Raw genomic sequence first — 21195 nt, forward strand, 5'->3', positions numbered from 1 at the left:
ATCACTTAATAATATCTAAAATCAAAACTAATACATATATTCAGTTATATAAATTAGCTAATTAATAGATACTATTAAATGATGAGATTTATATAAAACTGAATAAAGGATGTGTTGCCATGATAAGATATTACAAAACTATAGATTCAAAATTAGAGAAACTTAGTTTTTTTGAAGATGGCTGTTGGATAAATCTTGTTGAACCTAATCATAGCGAAATCAACGAAATTTCTAATTTATTGAATATAGATGTAGAAAACATAGAATCTGCACTAGATGAAGAAGAACGCTCAAGAATAGATGTTGAAGACAATCATACTCTTATACTTATAGATATACCAGTAGACGAAAGTGACTCTAATTCTTCTCATTATACTACAATACCCCTAGGTATTATAATAACTAAAGAAGCTATTATAACCGTTTGTAATGCACAGACTAAGATTTTAAACGACTTTATAGTTGGTCATATTAAAGATTTTTTTACATTTAAAAAAACTCGCTTTTTACTTCAAATTCTTCATAAAAATGCAGCTTATTATTTGCACTACTTAAGAAAAATAAATAAGATGACAATCATAATAGAGCGAGAAATTTACAAATCAATGAAAAATAGAGAATTAGTTCAATTATTGGAATTAGAAAAGTCTTTGGTATACTTCTCTACTTCATTAAAATCTAATGAACTGGTTTTAAACAAAATGGTTAGAACTGCTGGTATAAAGAAATACCCAGACGATGAAGACCTATTAGAAGATGTTATAGTCGAAAATAGACAGGCTCTTGATATGGCTAAAATATATGGAGATATATTGAGTAGAATTATGGATGCTTTCAGTGCAATTATAAGTAATAATCAAAATAATGTTATGCAAATTTTAACAGTAGTTACACTAATTTTCTCAATACCTACAATAATATCAGGATTCTTTGGTATGAATGTTATCAATATGCCATTTTCCAATAATCCAAATGGATTTTGGATAATTCTGCTTATTACCTCTATAATATGTATAGTGATTACATTTTTCATGTCAAGAAATAAGCTATTATAAAATATTTATTAAAAAAGCCATTAGAATTAATTGATTTCATTTATTCTAATGGCTTTTATATATTTAAATTTATAGACTCTTATAACGTTTTTTAGTTATCGTGTTCTTCATCTATAATCATTTCAGTTTCAAGACCTTCTAACATAGAATCTAAACTCTCTTTTATATTTAATATATAAATTGGCACATACTCTTCTTCGTCAATTACTTCCTCTTGTAGTTTAAATGGAGGAATTAATACTTCATCAAAGTTTATATTTAAATTAGGGAAATTTTCTACTATCTCTTCACAATTATCATATACTTCATTAGCTAAAGAAGTATACATATCTAAACTTTTTTTGTAATAAAGGCCTGCAAGCATATACTCACACTTCTTACTTCCATATTTAATACCTTCTTTATAATATTTCTCAGCTTCTACATCATCATTTAATTTCAAATAAATTTGTCCTAAATTATAGATTGATTCAACACAACCTTGTGCTCTAGACTTTTCATACCAAAACTTAGAATTTACATAGTCTTTATAGAACATATCATAAATTAATCCTACCATATGTTGAGCATACACATTATTTTCATTAGCAGGTGTATCAAACATCATCTTAGCTTCTTCTAATTTTCCTTCTCTAAAGTAAATTCTACCTAAGTGTATACGAGCATTCATATGACTTTTACTACTTGCCATCTCAAAATATTTTCTAGCATTTTTTGTATTTCCTAGATTTTCATATATACATCCCAATCTATAACTAGACCTAGTATCTCCATTTTCAGATGCTTTCTTATACCAAATTATAGCTTCTTCGATATTATTTAAATCCTCATAGATATTTCCTAATTTGATTTGACAAGATGCATTATTAGGAATCCTTGAATAGTACGAAATTGCTTTTTCTATATCTTGATTTTGATAATATAAATCTCCAAGATTCTCAAGTGAGCTTTTACATCCAACAGCTATAGCATCTTCATAATATTTAATAGCATTTTCATAATCTTTTTCTTCAAAATATATACCTGCTAGATTATTTTTTGCCTCTGTTATATCATCTTCTGCAGCCATTTTGTAATAAATTTTTGCTTTTTCTATATCATTTTCCCTATTATATAAATTAGCAAGTCTATATTTAGAAAGTGTATGATTTTTTTCTATTGCTTTCTCATAATAATAAATTGCATCTCCTAGTTCTTCTTTTCTATCGTATACATATGCAAGTCTGTATTCAGATTTTACATCTTCTCTATCTGCACTTTTTTTATAGTACCTTTCTGCTTCTTCTAAATTATCATTTATTTCCATAATCATACCTAAGTTAAAACAACCTTTCATATGACCTGATTTATACAATTGTTTATATAGACTCACTGTCGATTTGTTATCTTTCTTTTTTCCATTTAATATTGCTAAATTATATTTTGCATCATCATCTAAAAGTACAGAGCCTTTTTTATAATACTCATATGCTTCATCATCCTTATCCAAAAAAGTATATAATACTCCTAGATTAAAACAAGCTTTCCCTAAGTTATTGTCTGCTGCTACTTTTAACCATTTTTCACTTCTTATAAAATCCTTCATTTTAAAATGGCATACACCCAAATTATTTTGTGCTGGTAAATACCCTAAAGTTGCTATCTTTTCATACCAATATATGGCATACTCATAACCATCCAATCTATAATACATATTACCTAAATCAAAAGCGGCATCCTCACTTCCATTTTTATATGCCATTGAGTACCATTTTTCGGCTTCTTTAAATTGTTTTTTACTTTCATATATATTTCCCAAAGTATATTGAGACTTTACATAATTATCTAATGCTGCACTCTTATATAATTCTATTGCACTTTCTGTCTTACCCATCTTTTCAAGAAGAGCCCCTTTAGTATGTATCACTTTCGGGTCACTAGATATATTTTTTATTTTTTTTATAGAAAATTTTGTATTTTTCATTATTAGCTACCTACCCATTTTATAAAATATAATCTCTCAAACATTATTATACATTATAATCCATAATTAATGCTATAATATTGAATTTTTACCTTTTGTCACTATATTGTAACATTAGATTTTAAATTTTATAATCATTAGATTTTATTATATAATTGGTATATAATGTATATATAGGGAGGGGACATTTTATGAACTTCAGCAATATTTTTATTCAAGTGGCAGTTTTATTTATAATTATTTTAGTTGGATATTTTGTCAGAAAATTCAATTTATTAGATGACCACTGCACATCTAAACTTTCAAACTTGACAATGACGGTTTTTTTGCCATCAATGATAATTAGCTCCATGCAAATTAACTTTGATAATAAAATGATACAAAAAATACTATTGTTATTATTTACATCTCTGATTATGTATATGGTCTCAATTATAATTGCATTTTTATTAAAATACATTTTGAAATGCGACAATAAAAAAGATTTGGGAATATATCAGTATATAGTTGTTTTTTCAAATGTTGCTTTTATGGGCTATCCTGTAATTGAAGCTGTTCTAGGCCATGAAGCGATATTCTATACTGCTATATTCAATCTACCATTTAACTTGTTTTCTTTTACTTTAGGAATTTACCTTATATCTAAAGGTAGTACAAACAAAAGTTTTTCAATGAAATCACTTATAAGCCCTGCTACAATAGCTGTGGTTATTGGACTTTTTTTATTTGTAACAGGACTTAGATTACCTCAATTTATAAATGACCCACTTAAGATGTTAGGAAACATCACTACACCAATATCAATGATTATCATTGGAAGTTTACTTGCTAATTCTTCAGCTCTAGATTGTTTTATCAATAAAAAATTATATCTAGTCACTTTTATAAGATTATTAGTACTTCCTGTGATTGTATATTTTATTCTAAAGGGATGGATAGATGATAAGATGATTTTAGCTATACCAGTAGTAATTTCTTCAATGCCTGCCGCTGCAAATACTGCTATAATGGCTAATCAATATGATTCCAATATAACATTAGCTTCACAATGTGTGTTTTTTACAACACTATTTTCAGTTATATCTATACCTTTTATAAGTATTTTATTGTTATCTTGATTTATTCTTTTATGTATTATATAATAACATATTCAATAAATTACAAATATAAACATTTTATTGTAGCATATTGATGGAATTTTTTCCTAGATATTTGTCAATAATATCTATATGTATTATAGAATAGGAGGCTTAAATATGGATTTAGATTTACTCTTTAAAATAGTATTTGCTATAGTTGCTATAGGTGTTTCTGTAAAAATTATAAAGACTGTTGCTAGTCTAGCTTTTAAAATAGCTTTGATATTGCTAATAATTTTATTTGTATATAGAATGTTTTTGTAAACATTTAAAAATAAGTTTTTTAATATAATAGAGAAGTAGAATAAATTATCTTTAATGAAAATTTATATTAAAGACAATTTATTCTACTTCTCTATTCCTATCAGACTCTTTAAATCAAATTTTTATTATATCTTCCCATAACATAGGTATCTTCAAATTTTCCATCTCTAATTACAGCATATCTTTTAATACCCTCTACTTCAAAACCTAACTTTTTATATAAATTTAATCCCTTTTCATTATCCACAATTACTTCTAATCCTACTCTAGCTAACATAATCCAATTATCTGCTATATCTAAAAGCTGCTCTATTAGTTTTTTTCCTACTCCTCTTCTATGATAATTCTCATCCACAGTTATTCCTAGTTCTGCACTATGTCTTAATCTTGGAGAGGAATTTACATGTAAACCAGCAAAACCTATTACAGTTTTTTCTCCATTGTTATCAATCTCAGCAACAAACATGTAATCATTTTCTCCTAAAGAATTCAACATAGTTATAGTTTTATCTACTCTATCACTCATTAGAGCCAAAGTATTTCTCATAACACCATATGTCCTTCTCATTTCATTAACAGCTTGTGCATCTTCACTCCTTATAGGTCTTATTATTATATCTATAGGATTACTCATATTAAATTCCCCCTACTAAAAAAATTTTATTTAAATTTTATAATCCTTATTTTATACTATTTAAATCTATGTATGCTTCTATTTGAGGCACATATATCATATTATCTTTTATATGTGTACTTCCAAATTCTTTTAACTCTACACCTTCTTTATCTTTAGTTATTTTATATCTAATTGACTCTTTTCCTTCAATTAATTCTGCATGAAAAAACATGCCTTCATATTGCTTGAATCTAAAATTGAAGTTATCTTTAGTAAGTTTTATTACCATATTTTTATCTACTCCTTATATAGTTAATATTTTTTATTATTATTAGTTGTATACATATTGTTTATTCATATTAATATATTATAACTTATCATTGATTTAGTATAAAGTTATAAATACATATATATACTTATTTTACAACATATCTCCAATTGATATATAATATGTTTATATAAACTAGAGTCTGTGAGGTGAAATATGAACAAAAAAGCAAAATATTTTTCTTTAATTCTTTTTCCTATTGCTTTACTTTTAAATTTTATAGCAAGTAAAATTCCACACATTGTTGAAAAATATTACTCTCAAGCAATAGATAAAACAATTGTACAAATATTGAGTAAGATTTCAGGAATTTTCCCATTTTCTCTATATGAAATAACAATGTACATAATTGTTATATCTATCATTTTATTTTTATGCTCTACTATATTTACGATTTTCAATAAGAAAAAAAATTTTAAAATATTTTTAAAGAATGCTATTTTAAATATATTATCTATTGTATCAATAGTGTACTTTCTTTTTATAGTGCTTTGGGGGATAAACTATAATAGGATTTCACTTGAAACTACCCTTATAAATCAATATAATTTAGAAAATAAGAGCTCTATTCAACCAAAGCAACATAGTGCTAAAGAACTTATTAAATTATATAAATTTCTTGTAACTAAGTCAAATGAAACTAGAAAACTCACATTACAAGATAAGAATGGAGTTATAAAATCTAATACAGATTATAAAGGTGTGATAAATAGAGCTCAACTAGGATATGATAATGTTCTAGATATATTACCTAGCGTTAGTGGAAGTTATTCTAAAGCTAAGTATGTTATTTCATCGAATATTATGTGCTATACAGGAATAACAGGTATATATTTTCCATTTACAGGTGAGGCAAATGTAAATGTAGCAATACCTGACTTGTATATTCCTTGTACAGTCGAACATGAAATGGCACATCAAAGAGGATTTGCTAGTGAAGATGAGGCTAATTTTATAGCATATCTTACATGTATAAAACATCCTAATATTGATTTTAACTATTCTGGTTATATTTTAGCTTTAAATTATACTGCTTCTGCCTTAAGTAGGATTGATTATAATGCCTATGTTGACATATCTAAAGGTATTTCAGACTCAGTCCTTAGAGATTTAAAAAATGAAAGTGAGTTTTGGCAAAAATATGAAGGTAAAATTGATGAAATTTCTAATGAGTTCAACAATTCTTATTTAAAAGCTAATGGTGTTGCTGAAGGTACTCAGAGCTATGGTAAAATGGTCGATTTATTGCTAACTTATTATGAATTATATTCATACAATTAAACAAGACAATTAAAAACGCTCTTAACAAGATAACAGCTGTTAAATTAGCTGTTTTTCATTTAAATCAGAATATATATTTCTTTATATCTATTAAAGTTTCTCAAAGTAAAAATGGCTAGATGATTAAAATACTCTAGATAAAATCTAGTCTAAAAGTATTTAAAAATCTAGCCAATTAAAATCGATTTATTTTATACTATAACTTATCAATCTCTTCTAGTAACTCATCAACTAACTTATTACCATCAATCATTCTTACTATTTCTCCCTTTTTAAATAAAAGACCTTCACCTTTGCCTCCAGCAATACCTATATCCGCTTCTCTAGCTTCACCAGGTCCATTTACAGCACATCCCATAATTGCAACAGTAATATCTTTTTCCATATTTCCAATCTTTTCCTCAACCTCGTTTACAACACTAATTAAATCTATATTACATCTACCACATGTAGGACATGATATAACCTTAATTTTATCATTCAAAAGTCCCAGACTTCTTAAGATTTGTTTACCAACAACAACCTCTTCAACTGGGTCTCCTGTCAAAGATATTCTAACAGTATCTCCAATTCCTTTAAGAAGTAGTGCTCCTACACCTATAGAAGATTTTATTGTTCCTTTATGGATACTTCCAGATTCTGTAATTCCAATATGAAGAGGATAATCAACTTTTTTTGATATTAATTCATATGCATCGACAGTTTTATAAATATCAGATGATTTTAGAGATATAACTATATTATGAAAATCTAAATCTTCAAGAATCTTAATATGACCCATTGCACTTTCAACTAATGCTTCTGCTGTTGCAGAACCATACTTTTTTAAAAGTTCTTTTTCTAAAGAACCTCCATTAACTCCAATTCTAATTTTCAGATTTTTTTCCTTACATTTCTCAACTACAGCCTTAACTCTTTCTATATTACCAATGTTACCAGGATTTATTCTAATTCCATCCACACCTTGTTCTATAGCTTCAAGAGCTAATTTATAATCAAAATGTATATCAGCAATAATAGGTATACTTACACTAGACTTTATCTTACCTATATTTTTAGCTGCTTTAATATCAGGAACTGCTACTCTAACTATATCACAACCAGCTTCCTCTAGTCTCTTTATTTGAGCTATTGTAGCATCTGCATCTCTTGTATCAGTGTTTGTCATAGATTGAATACTTATAGGGTTTTCTCCTCCTATTTTTATATTTCCTACACTTACTTCTCTAGTCTTTCTTCTCTCGTAACTCATATTCCACCTCTATATATTATTTTATATTAATTCTATTTAACTATTAAAAATACTCTAATCTACATATATATTATAAATTAAAAAGCTATATAGTTAAAGAAATAAGAATAAATATCGTATATTGAAATTTATTTATTCTCATTTAAAACTACATAGCCCTTTTCTTAATATCTATAAAAAACTAAATTATTGAAATAACCTTAATATATCTTTATATGTGATAAAAAGCATAAATAACATCAAAGCTCCAAAACCAACAACATTTATCATACCTTCTTTATTTGGGTCAAGTTTTTTACCACCTCTAACTGCTTCTAGTAATAACATAAGTATTCTCCATCCATCAAGGGCTGGTATTGGTAATAGATTTACTATACCTAGATTTAAACTTATTATAGCAGCTAAATACACTACATTTATAATACCTGTACGAGCTGCATCTGATACCATACCAATAACACCTACTGGACCTGCAACAGCATTACCAATTCCTCCTGGGACACGTCCTGTAACCATTTGACCTAAGAATGTCAACATTTGCTTCGTCATATCCACAGTAGTTTTACATGCATTTACAATTGAACCAAAAAAATCCTTCTCTCTTTGCGGTTGAATCCCTATTTCATACTTTCCATTATTGTTTTTAGGTGTTACATTTATAACCTTATCACTTCCATCTCTAGTTATACTAAGCTTCAATTCTCCACCAGAAGAAGTATTTATTATATTTGCGACTTCATCCCAAGACTTAACAGAATTACCATTAATTTTGTTTATTTTATCTCCTACTTGAAGCCCTACAGCCTGTGCAGGAGTATCTGGCATTATCTTCCCTAATTTAGTTGTTGGAGAACCTATATATAAAAATACTGGTACCAAAAGTATTGCTGCTAATATTATATTAAATATTGGTCCTGCTACAATAGTACTAAATCTTTGTAATATAGATTTATTTCCAAAAGAATTTGGACTTATTTGTTCTTCATCTTCACCTTCCATACTCACATATCCACCAATTGGAAGTGCTCTTATAGAATACTCTGTATCTTTTTTTACACTATATATCTTAGGTCCCATACCTATAGAAAACTCATTTACTTTGATACCACTTCTTTTTGCAAATATAAAATGTCCTAACTCATGTATTAATACAATTATACTAAATAGTATTAATGCAGCTATTATAGTCATAAATTCACCTTCCTATTTTTTTATCAGATTTGCAACATAAGCTCTACTCCATCTATCTGTTTCTAATATTTCCTCCAATGTTGGTTTACTTATGCTACTATGAACTTCTAAAGTCTTCTCTATGTAATATGGTATGTCATAGAAACCAATTTTATCCTCTAAAAATTCACTTACCAAAACTTCATTTGCTGAATTTAGAACAGAAGAATAAGTTCCTCCCATTTTTAAACATTCATAAGCCAATTTTAAACATGGAAAAGTCTCTAAATCTGGCTCTTCAAAAGTTAAAGTGCTAAATTTTGAAAAATTCATTCTTTCAAAGCTACTTTCCATTCTATCTGGATATGTAAGAGCATATTGTATTGGTAGTCTCATATCTGGACATCCTAATTGTGCTATTATTGAGCTATCTGTATATTGTACCATTGAATGGATTATACTTTGTGGATGAACTACTACATCTATATTTTCTTGTTCTACCCCAAATAGCCATTTAGCTTCTATAACTTCAAGACCTTTATTCATAAGTGTTGAAGAATCAATACTTATCTTTCTACCCATACTCCAGTTTGGATGCTTAAGAGCTTCATTTTTAGTTATATTTACAAGTTCATCTTTTTTCTTTCCTCTAAATGGACCTCCAGATGCTGTAAGTATTATCTTTTCTATGTTTTTTTTATTTTCTCCATTTAAACATTGAAATATAGCACTATGTTCACTATCAACAGGAAGAATATTTACATTATATTTTTCTGCCTCTCTCATTACAAGTTCGCCAGCAGTTACTAACGTTTCTTTATTCGCTAATGCTATGTCTATTCCCTTCTTTATAGCACAAAGAGTTGGAACCAAGCCTATCATTCCTACAACAGCAGTTAGAAGTACATCAACTTCATCAAGTGATGATATTATTTTTAGTCCTTCCATCCCTGCTAAAACTTCTATTTTTATATCTTTTGACAACATTTCTTTTAATTTTAATGCTTTATCTTCCTCAAAAACTGTTACGTATTTAGGTTTAAATTCTACTATTTGTTCTAGTAATAACTCAATATTACTATTAGCTGATATTGCAACTATCTCAAACTTGTCTCTATTTTCTCTGACTACATCTAAAGTTTGTTTACCTATAGAGCCTGTAGAGCCTAAAATTGATATCCTTTTCATATAATTAATCCTTTCTAATAATAAATATACCCTATCAAAACATTATAACACTACTAAAACAATTATTTTTACTCTTCATAGAAATTTCATGTAGTATATTCTACAAACCAAAATCAATCCATTATTTCTGTATTTTATAAAGTATTATAAAATATTTTAGTATTATTAAATGTCTCTTTTTATTTCAACAACATCCTCTATTTTACAGTCTAGTGCCAGACATATCTTCTCCATTGTATCCATAGAAACAGATTTATCATTTCCTAGTCTCCCTAAAACAGAAATACTTATACCTGATATATTTACAAATTCCATTTTCTTTATTTTTCTGTCAATTAATAATTTCCATAATGGAGCGTATGAAATCATATTATCACCTCGCAAAATATATTCTATCACATTTTATCTATTTTGGAAAATTTTCACCTATTTAGATAAATAATTCTTTTCTAAATAGATATGAATTATAGTTTAGTAGAAATAAATATGTTAAAATAAATCAAAGTAATAGATTTAAAATTATACTACTAACAGGAGATGATTAAATGAATCAGGCTCAAAAAAGAAAACACAAATTTATAAAAAATCACTGGGATTTAACTGTCATAGAAAAAGAAAGAAATGTTGTTCGCATTATTCGTTACTTTCTAACAACACTTGCTATTGTTGCTTTTTTTCTTCCTACTAAGCTTAAGTTCTCTATATACATATTTATCTCATTATTTTGTTGGATAATGTATTTATTACTATATCCTAAAATGCCAATGGAAATGCCTAAAAAAAGTGACTTAAAAAAATATTATATACCATTTCCTTTCACTGCATGTGTATTGTCAATAATGATTCTTCTTCTATCTACAAATTTATTATATACATCCACAAAAGAGAGATTCACTTTTGTTTTCATTTATATGATAATATTATTTATACCATATATTTTAATGTTAATTTCAAAAAAAATAAGAGAGACAAAATTTATCATCTTATTAGTTCTCTTTTCTGCGTTCATTCTTAGTTTTTCTACAACACCAGCTTTAAATTATGTTGCCACATTGGATAAACCTGAAATTGAATTTGTAAAAGTGATTGATAAAGTAAGTATTTCTTCTCGTTCTGGAAAGGAACATTATTTTAAAATAGAGGCAGATAATAAAATAAAAAGAATGAAAGTTTCCAATAAAATGTACAAGTCAATAAATAGAAATAAATTAGTTAAACTTTGTAAAAGAAAAAGTATATTTGGTTATGAATACTGGGCATTACAAAACTAGAAAAATAGCTATCCAAAAAATACATACTATTGTATTGATTTAAAACTCATTATTATAATATTATATAAATCATATACAAATATTTAATTAAAAAATTTTAAAATTTATATTTTAGAAAAAAGGAGAAAATATGCCATATTTATTAAAAATTAATCAATTTGAAAGAAGCTACGATATAGGAATTTTTAAAAATGAACAATCGATATATAAATTTATTGAAAAAATACCATTTGTAAAAAGAGACAGTAGTAATTTTAATTATATAAATTACTATATTGAATTTAAAGATATCCCTGAATATTATGAAGTAAATTTCAACAATTATTTATATATTATTACTAGATTTTCATTCATACCAAATGATGGTGAGATATTTTTTAGCTGGAACGAAATCCATTGTTGGGATGAAAAAATTGCTAATGAAAAAACCTTTATAGATGGTGAAACATTGGTAGATTCATATAATTTTCCAAACAATGAAGTAAAAGACTATATACAAAAACGAGAATCATTATATAGAGAAACAAAAATATATTATGAAGAAAAAGGATTAAAAATTGAAAGGCATGCACTTGGCTCAGAAGATGGGGAATATGTTGAACTTGTAAATGATTCTATACTTTATTTACTAGATGTAGAGGCAGTTGAAATATGGGAACAATCAAAAAATATAGAAGAATTTTTATATAAATATAAAAAACAGTTTGAATGATTTATATTTTTTGATGTACATAACTATGGATTGAGCTATTTCATATTTTATTAAATAGCTCAATCCATAAATCAATAAAAAAACATTATACTATTTTTCCAGTTACATATTTATTAAAAAATTCTTTTTCTTCTATCGGTTTAGAAAAATAGAAACCCTGTCCCACATCACATTTAATCGTCTTTAAAAAATCTAGGTCCTTTTTAGTTTCAATACCTTCACATACAACAGACATATCTATACGATGTGACATTTCGATAATACACTGAATAATACTATACACTTTTTCTCTATTAAAAGTTTCTTTAAGTAGACTTTTATCTAACTTTAACCCGTTAATCGATAAAGAGCATAAAAGACTTAGAGAAGAATATCCTGAACCAAAATCATCCATAGAAATTAAAAATCCTAACTTTTTAAGATTATCTAAAATCGAAATAACTGGCTCAGATATTTTATTAAAAGCACTTTCAGTTACCTCTATTTCTATATATTTAAAAGGAATTTCATATTCTCTAACAATATCCAAAAATCTTTGGTAGAAGTCATTTTGATAAATAGTAACTCTTGAAAAATTAACTGCTATAGGATAAGTGTATTGATTTTTTTTCATAAATGTCTTTTTTATAAATGAACATGCTTTCTTTAACATATAAAAATCTAATTCAATAATAAATCCACTTTTCTCAAATAATGGAATAAATTGATCTGGTGACAAAAATCCAAGTTCTGGAGAAAACCATCGTACAAGAGCTTCTGCACTCACAACGTTTAAAGAAGATATCTGAAATTTTGGTTGCAAATACATATGAAATTCCTCATTTTCTAGTGCCTTGTGCATATAATTATAAATACTATTTTCCATTTGTAGTTGCTTTAACAGATTTTCATTATACCATACAGTAGATGAAATCCCTCTCTTTTTACTTACCTTATGTGCAATATTTGCCTTATCCATTATAGAGTTAATAGATTTATAATCTAATTTCTCATCTTCAACTAAATATGCACCTATACAATAAGATATAGTTTGAGTTACATTCATATTTAATTCAGATATTATGGAATCAGTCAGAATTTTACTAATTTCATCTAATAGAGTCTCTCTATATTTTGCAAGTATCACAAAATTATCTGAACCAACTCTTGCACAAATTTCTTTAGTATTAAATGTCTTGGAAAGTGCGGTTGCAACTATTATTAAAACTTTATCACCATATTCATATCCATGTGTATCATTAATATATTTAAAATTGTCAATATCAATATTTAATAACACATATTCTCCCTTATGTGCATGATGTAAAATTTCAATAGCTCTGTTTTCAAATGCAACTTGATTTTTTATTTTTGTCAAATTGTCCGTATAAAATATTTTATCAAATTTTCTTTTATTATAACATTCCCAAATCAATAGGCTTATTGTTGAGACTATAAGATAGATAAGTAATGCAGTAGCAAAGGTATGCAATTTTATGTCAGAATGTTTTTCAGATATAAAAATAACATCTCTAGATAGTGAAGAATATGTTTCGCTCAATCTGTATAATTCATCACCTGAACCACCATTTCTAACTTTTATAATTTCTTTTTTCATAGATTTCCACATAGAATCCATTTGAATTAATTTTTCTTGAAATTCTTTATTATCACACCTTTGTAATCCATTTTCCCCTTTACCTGTTCTTAGCTCTATTAAAATGCTATCTAGTTGTTTTATCAAGTTATCATTTCTTTTATTATTCAACTCTTGTTTAACAACTTTTTGAGTTTCACTGCCAATGGTACTAGTATAATTTATAATTTTAATATGTTCTATACTATTGTATAGGGAAAATATAAAAATTATAATAGCAACTAACCAAATAGTAGCATAAATTAAAAAATCATATTTTTTCTTCATTATTGTTACCTCAATTATAATATATCTATATAATTTGCAAATGACTAATCACTTCTGAATCTCCCATAACTAAAGTCACAGGGTTCCTGTTTCATAGAATTTTGCATAATCAACACTTTGCAGTAGTATGTATTTACCTCAAATAGCTCTATCTTCTATATATCTAAGATAGACCAATCTCTGATAATATAGATTTTTTTAGATAGAAAACATACAATATGTGTTTTTTCCTTCTTCTTTTGCTCTATATAGAGCACTATCTGCATGATGATATAACTCATAAAATTGTTCTCCATCTTCTGGATATACAGAAATACCTATACTTACACTTATTTCAAAATATAAATCATCATACTTAAATGTACTATCTAGTATTTTTAATATATCAAGACCTTTATTTTGTATACTTTCTTTTTCTCCACTGTACTCCATAAAAGCTATAAACTCATCACCTCCTACACGACCAACTATATCTGCTTTTCTAAAATTTCTTTTTAAACATTCAGCTAAGTCAACTAATATTTTATCTCCAAATACATGTCCCATAGTATCATTGACATATTTAAAATTATCTACATCAATCATAAACAGAGCATAACTTCTACTTCTATCACTCGATAGCAATATGTTTCTAATCTTTTCCTCAGTAGTGCTCTTATTTAGCAATCCTGTCATTAAATCATTTTGAGATTGTTCAATTAATTTATTATACTCTTTCTTTTCTTCATCTATATTTCTTATTTTTCCTAGTATGGATATAGCAGTATCTCCAATCTTATCTGGTTCATTAAACTCTATAGAACACCATAAATGCACATTATTTTTAGAGAGTATACGTATTTCTATTGTTTCTGGCTTGTTACCTCTCTGTGCCTCTTCTAAAGCATCCAGTAAGGTCTTACAATCATCTTCATAAATATTTAATAACTGTTCAGTAATTGTTGATTTTGGTTCTACTTGAAAAATATTGTAATAATTATCAGAAAATATTATTGTATCATCCTTAAAATTATATTCAAATAAAATGTCACCCCATTGCTTTAATGCTTTTTGGTATCGATTAGCTAAGTTATTAGATGTTCTATCTTTTTCTTCATAAGTTTCATCTGTTACGTCTACTATACTTGAATAAAAATACTGTTTCCCATCCTTATCATTTTCACATAACCTAGAAATTGTTTCTAAAGAAATTAAACGATTATCTTTGCACCTGATGCGATAGTTGAGTGTAATTATATCTTTAGAATTAATTTGGCTTATTATATCACTTATTACATTTTTTCTATCTTTTTCAAAGATTAAATCAATATACTTTCCATCAAACTTGTTTTTTATTTCTTTTTCTGTATAACCTATTAATGATATAAAACTAGGAGAAATGTAATCTAAAGTGAAATCTTCATCAAAACGAATACATTTTACACAAGCAGGAATATTATCCAGCACTTTCCTGTATTTCCAATATGATTCTTCCATCTCTAAAGACCTCTTCTTAAGTCTATCATTTTCTACAATAACTACAATTAAGCTCTTAAATCCTTCTTTTCCTCTTACGACATTACCTGTTCCGAGTATCCATATAGGTGTTCCATCAGATTTTACTACTCTAAATTCAATAGTTACTATATCACTAATTCCAAGTTGTCTCCTAATTTCATAATTTACATATTCTATATCATCTTGATGAACAAATCCTAATGCTTGATTCTTAAATTTTTCTTCCATCTCTTTAATTGTATAACCAAGCATTCTACGATACCCTTCATTACATGTAAGAAAAGTAAATTCATGGTCCATTCCAACTTGAAATATACCTGCATATGCATTATCTATCAGTTCTTTTATATTCATTGAATGCGTTGGAGTGAGTGCAGAATATACCATGCTCTTTTCCTTTTCTAAAGAAATGTCTTTTGATATAATATCTTCCTGATAGTTAAATGAATCAACATATTCTTCAAAATAATATTCATGAAACTTATCTGCATTTATAGGCTCTTTATAATAAAACCCTTGCAGTATTTCTGGTCTCATCTGTTCAATAATTTTTAAAGTTTCCTTATCTTCAATTCCTTCAACATAGACTGTCATATTCATACTGTGACACAAGTTAATAATTTGTGAAACAATTTTTTGGTCTGTTACATCATATGTAATACGATTTAAAAGAGTATGATTAATTTTTAAAGAATCTGCACTTAATTCACGAAAAATTTCTAAGGATGAATGTTTCGCTCCAAAACTATCAAAGGTAATCTTAATGCCTTGACTTCGAAGAAAATCGAAAGAACGTCTTATTTCTTCTATTTTTTTTATAGTATTATCTTCTGTCAATTCCAATGTTATTAGAGATGGTGGCACACCTTCTTTTTTTATAGTATCTAAAATAAAGAACTTGAAGCTAGGGTTTTCAAGTTGTTGATATGATACATTTATGTTCATCTTGAAATTTGGCATATATTTTATCCATATATTCAGTTGTTTTAAAGCAGTTCTAATTATCCATTGACTAACTTTATCCATAAGTCCAGAAGATTCTAAAAAAGGTATAAACTCAGTTGGGCCAAGTTTCATTTCAAAATTAGGATTCTTCCAACGAAGTAATACTTCACATCCATATAGTTTCTTATTATCAGCAAAAATGAGTGGTTGATAATTTAAATAAAATCCTTTAAAATCATTTAACACACTTTCTCTTAGATACTCTATCAATTTTATAGAATACTGAGAAAAAGTTAACTTATCCTTTGAGTAGACAAGGAGAGTCTTTTTTCCTTGTTTCTTTGCCCTCTCAAAAGTAACACGTGCATTTTGGTACAATGAATCACAATCTATACCATCCTTAGGATAAAAACAAATACTTCCTGATATAGTAAATGAAATAGCATGTCCATTAATCTGTTTTATACATTGTGCTACATCCTGAAACCTATTAAATAGTTTTATTAATTCATAACAATCTCCATCTGGATACAAAACTCCAAAGCCATTTCCATCCAATCTATATAAACTTACATCTTCAGGTAAAAAGGGTAAAATAGCTCTAGAAAATTTTTTTAAAACCTTATCTCCAAATGAATAAGAATATAAATTATTAATTTGCTCAAAATCATCTATTCCAATAAACATAATTCCATATGGATTCTTCTGATTTTCTAAGCTTGAAAGCATCATCCTAAAATTATAATTCCCATTTAAATTCGTTAATTTATCTATAATATTATTAGTTAATGTCTCCATTAATCCATCCCCCTCAAATTTCAAACTTTTTGAAATAAACATTTATCTATTATTTTTTTATTTTACTAACATTTTATATCTCTGAAAGTTTTTATGTGTATAATAAATCATTACCTAATTCAAAAGCTATTTTAAATATTAGTCTACTTTAAATTTAATCATCAAGTAAATGACATTGAAGATGGAATATCTAATTTATTTTAATAAACAATTAAAGTACCATTTACCTAGAATTTAACTCTTTGAATTTATTTTATCACATTATGGAAATATATTCCTTTTTTTTGAGATATTACTTAAATTATACATATACTTGTACAATAAAAGCAACAATCTACTTATCTATTATTAATTATGTTTAAAAATAAAATTTATAAATATATAATAAACTAATTACATTTAGATATATATATTATAAAAAGATAATAAAATTAAGAATATCGATATTATTAAACAAAAAAATACTTTTTAATGACAATTCTCGTATACAAAACAAATGCATACTACAAATATAGTATACATTTGTAAAGCAATACCTATTTTATATAATACACTTAATATATTCTAAATCATTAAACAATGAAAATAGCCATGTAACTAAACAATCGCAGAATCTTCTGCTTTTAGAAGTTACATAGCTATTTTCATTACTAGCAATTATAGACTGCTCTTTTAAAACCAATCTTTATCTAATAAAAAATTTAATAGCACTATACACAAAAGGTGCAACTAATATAACGCTATCGAATCTATCTAATATACCCCCATGACCAGGTATTATCTTTCCATAATCCTTTATCCCTACATATCTCTTTATAGAAGATGCAAATAAATCTCCTAATTGAGCTATTATACTTCCTATGCTTCCTATTATTGCTAATTGAAGCAAATTAATACCAAATAAATATCCAAATATAATACAACAAAGTGTACTTCCTATTATTCCTCCAATAGCTCCTTCTACAGTCTTTTTAGGACTCACTTTAGGAATTAACTTATGTTTTCCAAGTAAATAGCCACTAAAATATGCAAATATATCTGTCATAAAAGATATAACAAATATAAGCCATACATAGATATTACCTTTTTCAAAACCATTTACAGTTATAACTATAAAATCTAAAAACACTCCTATATAAAAAATCCCTAAAAACGTAATCGAAACATCTATAACATTGTTTTTGCCCATCAACATATAAATTATACTTGCTAAAAATAAAATGAAAATCATTGCATAAGTATACTCTAATGGTAAGTTAAAAATATTTTTTACAGCTAAATAAATAGAAAATATATATCCAATAATGAAGATTGGATTTATATCTTTTATTTTAAACGCCTTATAAAACTCATGTAATGCAATATAAACTATTGCCATCTCAGCTATATATAAAGGAATCCCTCCATATACAACAAATAGAAATAATGGAACCAGAGCTAGTGAAGCAATAATTCTTGTAAGCATAAAATAATCTCCTTACTTAAGTCCTCCAAATCTTCTATCTCTTTTTTGATATACATAAATAGCCTTTTGTAATTCTTCTTTATTAAAATCAGGCCAATGTATATCAGTGAAGTAAAACTCAGAATAAGCAACTTCCCAAAGTAAAAAGTTACTCAATCTTTGTTCACCGCTTGTTCTTATTACCAAGTCTGGATCTGGTATAGACTTTGTGCTTAAATAGTTTTTTATAATATCTTCATCAATATTGTTTATATCTATTTTACCACTTTCACAATTTTTTACTATATCTATAAGAGCATTTTTTATATCTGCCCTACTTCCATAGTTTAATGCTAAATTTAAGTTAACTCCTGTATTGTCTTTTGTCGTCTCCTTAGCTGAGTTTAATTCTCTTATACAAGTCTTTGGTAAAGCACTTATATCTCCTATAGCTGTTACTTTTACATTATTTTGATGAAGCTCAGCTATTTCATTTCTTAAGTATGTAGATAATAAGTTCATAAGTGTATCAACTTCAATTTTTGGTCTCTTCCAATTTTCTGTTGAAAATGCATATAATGTCAAGTGCTTAACTCCTAAATTTGAGCATTCTTTTACTATATCTCTTATAGTTTCTACTCCAGCCTTATGTCCTGCAGTTCTTGGAAGAAATCTAGATTTTGCCCATCTTCCATTCCCATCCATTATAATAGCAATATGAGTAGGTATGTTATTTAAGTCTATGTCATACATAATGTTGTTATTCATATTTTGCCTCCAATATTGTTCTGACTCCTTAAACTAAGGAGTCAGAAAAGTATGTGATTATTAGTTCTACATTATCACCTATCTCAGATATTTTTATAACTCTAGGAACTACAAGTTTATCTTTATCCTTTTTGCCTTCAATCGATTTTATAGTATAAGTTACATTTTGTTCATCAAAATATTTTTTTACCTCATCTACATGAAGACCTAAAAGGTTATAATATTTTTTCAATATTATACCTCCATTATATCCTTTTCTTTTTTAGATAATAACGCATCTATTTCTTTTATAAATTTATCAGTCATTTTTTGAACTTCATCTTGTGCTTTCTTTGACTCATCTTCAGTTAATTCTCCGCCTTTTTCCATTTTTTTAATCTTTTCATTGGCGTCTCTTCTTTCATTTCTTATTCTAACTTTAAATTCTTCTGCAGCTTTACTAGCTTTTTTAGCTAGTTCTTTTCTTCTTTCTTCTGTTAAAGCAGGTACAGAAAGTCTTATAACTTCGCCATCATTTGATGGATTTAATCCTAAATCTGAATTAGATATAGCTTTTTCTATTTCATGCATAGCAGATTTATCCCAAGGAGATATCATCAATACTCTTGGTTCTGGTACAGATATAGCACCAATTTGATTTATCGGAGTTGGAGTTCCATAATAATCAACTCTTATCTTGTCTAACATTTGTGCATTAGCTCTTCCTGCTCTTATAGTCCCAAATTCAAATTTCAGAGCATCAATTGTCCCATTCATTTTCTCTTCTAACTGCTTATGTATTTCTAGTTTCATAATTTTACTCCTCCTTCATTCTTCATTATTTTACAGTAGTTCCTATATTTTCACCTTTTACTGCTCTTATTATATTCTCTGTTGTAAGCTCAAATACCTTTATTGGAATCTTATTATCCATACATAAAGATGTAGCTGTAGAGTCCATTACTTTTAATTCTTTTTGTATAACTTCCATATAACTTAATTCTGTAAATTTCTTAGCATCTGCATGTACTTTTGGATCCTTGTCATATACTGCATCAACATTTTTAGCTAACAGGATAACTTCTGCTTCCATTTCAGCAGCACGTAAAGCAGCAGTTGTATCTGTTGTAAAGTAAGGGTTTCCTGTTCCTGCACCAAATATAACAACTCTTTCCTTTTCTAAATGTCTAACTGCTCTTCTTCTTATATATGGCTCTGCAATTTGTCTCATATCTATAGCAGTTTGAACTCTTGTAGCAACCTCTATATTTTCTAGTGCATCTTGTAATGCCATCGCATTCATAACTGTAGCTAACATTCCTATATAATCAGCAGTAGTTCTGTCCATTCCTTCGCTAGTTCTACCTCTCCAGAAGTTTCCTCCACCTACTACTACAGCTACTTCAACACCTATTTCTTGTATTTTTTTAATAGCAATAGCAATATCATTAACTACATCATTGTTTATACCAAAACCTCTTTCTCCAGCTAATGCTTCTCCACTTAATTTTAACAATACCCTTTTGTACATTGGTTTATCCATCAGAAACCTCCTATTTCAATCCTTCATATCCATTTTTTTCTATTTTTTAAAAAAGAGAACACCTGCGTGTTCTCTCTTT

General features: G+C 27.0%; 20 protein-coding genes. 6 read left to right on the forward strand and 14 right to left on the reverse strand.

What is annotated here, in order from left to right:
• Nucleotides 1-119: 119 nt before the first annotated feature.
• Complete coding sequence (locus Q3287_RS03685; RefSeq protein WP_021384983.1) at nt 120-1055, forward strand: magnesium transporter CorA family protein; 936 nt, start codon at nt 120-122, stop codon at nt 1053-1055.
• Nucleotides 1056-1146: 91 nt separating this feature from the next.
• Here Q3287_RS03685 and Q3287_RS03690 read toward each other — a convergent pair whose 3' ends face one another.
• Complete coding sequence (locus tag Q3287_RS03690; protein WP_407963544.1) at nt 1147-3018, reverse strand: tetratricopeptide repeat protein; 1872 nt, start codon at nt 3016-3018, stop codon at nt 1147-1149.
• A 191-nt stretch (nt 3019-3209) separates the two neighbouring features.
• Here Q3287_RS03690 and Q3287_RS03695 point away from each other — a divergent pair, with 191 nt between their 5' ends.
• Nucleotides 3210-4136, forward strand: a complete 927-nt coding sequence (locus Q3287_RS03695) for an AEC family transporter (RefSeq protein ID WP_407963545.1) — start codon at nt 3210-3212, stop codon at nt 4134-4136.
• A 138-nt stretch (nt 4137-4274) separates the two neighbouring features.
• Nucleotides 4275-4421, forward strand: a complete 147-nt coding sequence (locus Q3287_RS03700; protein ID WP_167640550.1) for a hypothetical protein — start codon at nt 4275-4277, stop codon at nt 4419-4421.
• A 109-nt stretch (nt 4422-4530) separates the two neighbouring features.
• Here Q3287_RS03700 and Q3287_RS03705 read toward each other — a convergent pair whose 3' ends face one another.
• Both Q3287_RS03705 and Q3287_RS03710 read right to left on the reverse strand, forming a co-directional pair.
• Nucleotides 4531-5055: a GNAT family N-acetyltransferase gene (locus Q3287_RS03705; RefSeq protein ID WP_054276912.1), complete on the reverse strand. Its 525-nt coding sequence runs from the start codon at nt 5053-5055 to the stop codon at nt 4531-4533.
• Nucleotides 5056-5101: 46 nt separating this feature from the next.
• Nucleotides 5102-5326 carry a hypothetical protein gene (locus tag Q3287_RS03710; protein WP_054270588.1) on the reverse strand — a complete coding sequence of 75 codons (225 nt, stop codon included), beginning with the start codon at nt 5324-5326 and terminating at the stop codon, nt 5102-5104.
• A 195-nt stretch (nt 5327-5521) separates the two neighbouring features.
• Between Q3287_RS03710 and Q3287_RS03715 the strand changes: the two genes are divergently transcribed.
• Complete coding sequence (locus Q3287_RS03715; RefSeq protein ID WP_407963546.1) at nt 5522-6646, forward strand: DUF3810 domain-containing protein; 1125 nt, start codon at nt 5522-5524, stop codon at nt 6644-6646.
• Between the two features lie 196 nt (nt 6647-6842).
• Here Q3287_RS03715 and ispG read toward each other — a convergent pair whose 3' ends face one another.
• From ispG to Q3287_RS03735, 4 genes are all read right to left on the reverse strand, one after another.
• On the reverse strand, nt 6843-7898 hold the full coding sequence (gene ispG, locus Q3287_RS03720) for a flavodoxin-dependent (E)-4-hydroxy-3-methylbut-2-enyl-diphosphate synthase (RefSeq protein WP_407963547.1): 1056 nt from the start codon (nt 7896-7898) through the stop codon (nt 6843-6845).
• A gap of 186 nt (nt 7899-8084) precedes the next feature.
• On the reverse strand, nt 8085-9089 hold the full coding sequence (gene rseP, locus Q3287_RS03725) for an RIP metalloprotease RseP (protein WP_054270591.1): 1005 nt from the start codon (nt 9087-9089) through the stop codon (nt 8085-8087).
• A 12-nt stretch (nt 9090-9101) separates the two neighbouring features.
• Nucleotides 9102-10256, reverse strand: coding sequence for a 1-deoxy-D-xylulose-5-phosphate reductoisomerase (locus Q3287_RS03730; protein WP_054270592.1), 1155 nt, complete (start codon nt 10254-10256; stop codon nt 9102-9104).
• Between the two features lie 165 nt (nt 10257-10421).
• Nucleotides 10422-10625, reverse strand: coding sequence for a helix-turn-helix transcriptional regulator (locus tag Q3287_RS03735; protein ID WP_021384994.1), 204 nt, complete (start codon nt 10623-10625; stop codon nt 10422-10424).
• A gap of 176 nt (nt 10626-10801) precedes the next feature.
• Here Q3287_RS03735 and Q3287_RS03740 point away from each other — a divergent pair, with 176 nt between their 5' ends.
• Together Q3287_RS03740 and Q3287_RS03745 are read left to right on the forward strand one after the other, a co-directional pair.
• Nucleotides 10802-11527: a hypothetical protein gene (locus Q3287_RS03740; protein WP_407963548.1), complete on the forward strand. Its 726-nt coding sequence runs from the start codon at nt 10802-10804 to the stop codon at nt 11525-11527.
• 130 nt (nt 11528-11657) lie between these two features.
• Nucleotides 11658-12239, forward strand: coding sequence for a hypothetical protein (locus tag Q3287_RS03745; RefSeq protein WP_223152919.1), 582 nt, complete (start codon nt 11658-11660; stop codon nt 12237-12239).
• Between the two features lie 85 nt (nt 12240-12324).
• Here the strand turns inward: Q3287_RS03745 and Q3287_RS03750 are convergent, their stop codons facing one another.
• From Q3287_RS03750 to pyrH, 7 genes are all read right to left on the reverse strand, one after another.
• Nucleotides 12325-14142: a bifunctional diguanylate cyclase/phosphodiesterase gene (locus tag Q3287_RS03750; protein WP_074179645.1), complete on the reverse strand. Its 1818-nt coding sequence runs from the start codon at nt 14140-14142 to the stop codon at nt 12325-12327.
• A gap of 198 nt (nt 14143-14340) precedes the next feature.
• Nucleotides 14341-17382, reverse strand: coding sequence for a diguanylate cyclase domain-containing protein (locus tag Q3287_RS03755; RefSeq protein ID WP_231300702.1), 3042 nt, complete (start codon nt 17380-17382; stop codon nt 14341-14343).
• A gap of 685 nt (nt 17383-18067) precedes the next feature.
• Nucleotides 18068-18847, reverse strand: coding sequence for a phosphatidate cytidylyltransferase (locus Q3287_RS03760; protein ID WP_231300703.1), 780 nt, complete (start codon nt 18845-18847; stop codon nt 18068-18070).
• 12 nt (nt 18848-18859) lie between these two features.
• Nucleotides 18860-19594 carry an isoprenyl transferase gene (locus Q3287_RS03765; RefSeq protein ID WP_231300704.1) on the reverse strand — a complete coding sequence of 245 codons (735 nt, stop codon included), beginning with the start codon at nt 19592-19594 and terminating at the stop codon, nt 18860-18862.
• A 28-nt stretch (nt 19595-19622) separates the two neighbouring features.
• A complete protein-coding gene (locus Q3287_RS03770; RefSeq protein WP_231300705.1) occupies nt 19623-19826 on the reverse strand; it encodes a hypothetical protein in 204 nt (67 codons plus the stop codon).
• A gap of 2 nt (nt 19827-19828) precedes the next feature.
• Complete coding sequence (gene frr / locus Q3287_RS03775; RefSeq protein ID WP_021384992.1) at nt 19829-20386, reverse strand: ribosome recycling factor; 558 nt, start codon at nt 20384-20386, stop codon at nt 19829-19831.
• A 25-nt stretch (nt 20387-20411) separates the two neighbouring features.
• Complete coding sequence (gene pyrH, locus Q3287_RS03780) at nt 20412-21116, reverse strand: UMP kinase (protein ID WP_021384989.1); 705 nt, start codon at nt 21114-21116, stop codon at nt 20412-20414.
• Between the last annotated feature and the right edge of the window lie 79 nt (nt 21117-21195).

The sequence above is a fragment of the Clostridioides sp. GD02404 genome (genome assembly GCF_045898275.1).
Lineage (GTDB): Bacteria > Bacillota > Clostridia > Peptostreptococcales > Peptostreptococcaceae > Clostridioides > Clostridioides difficile_A.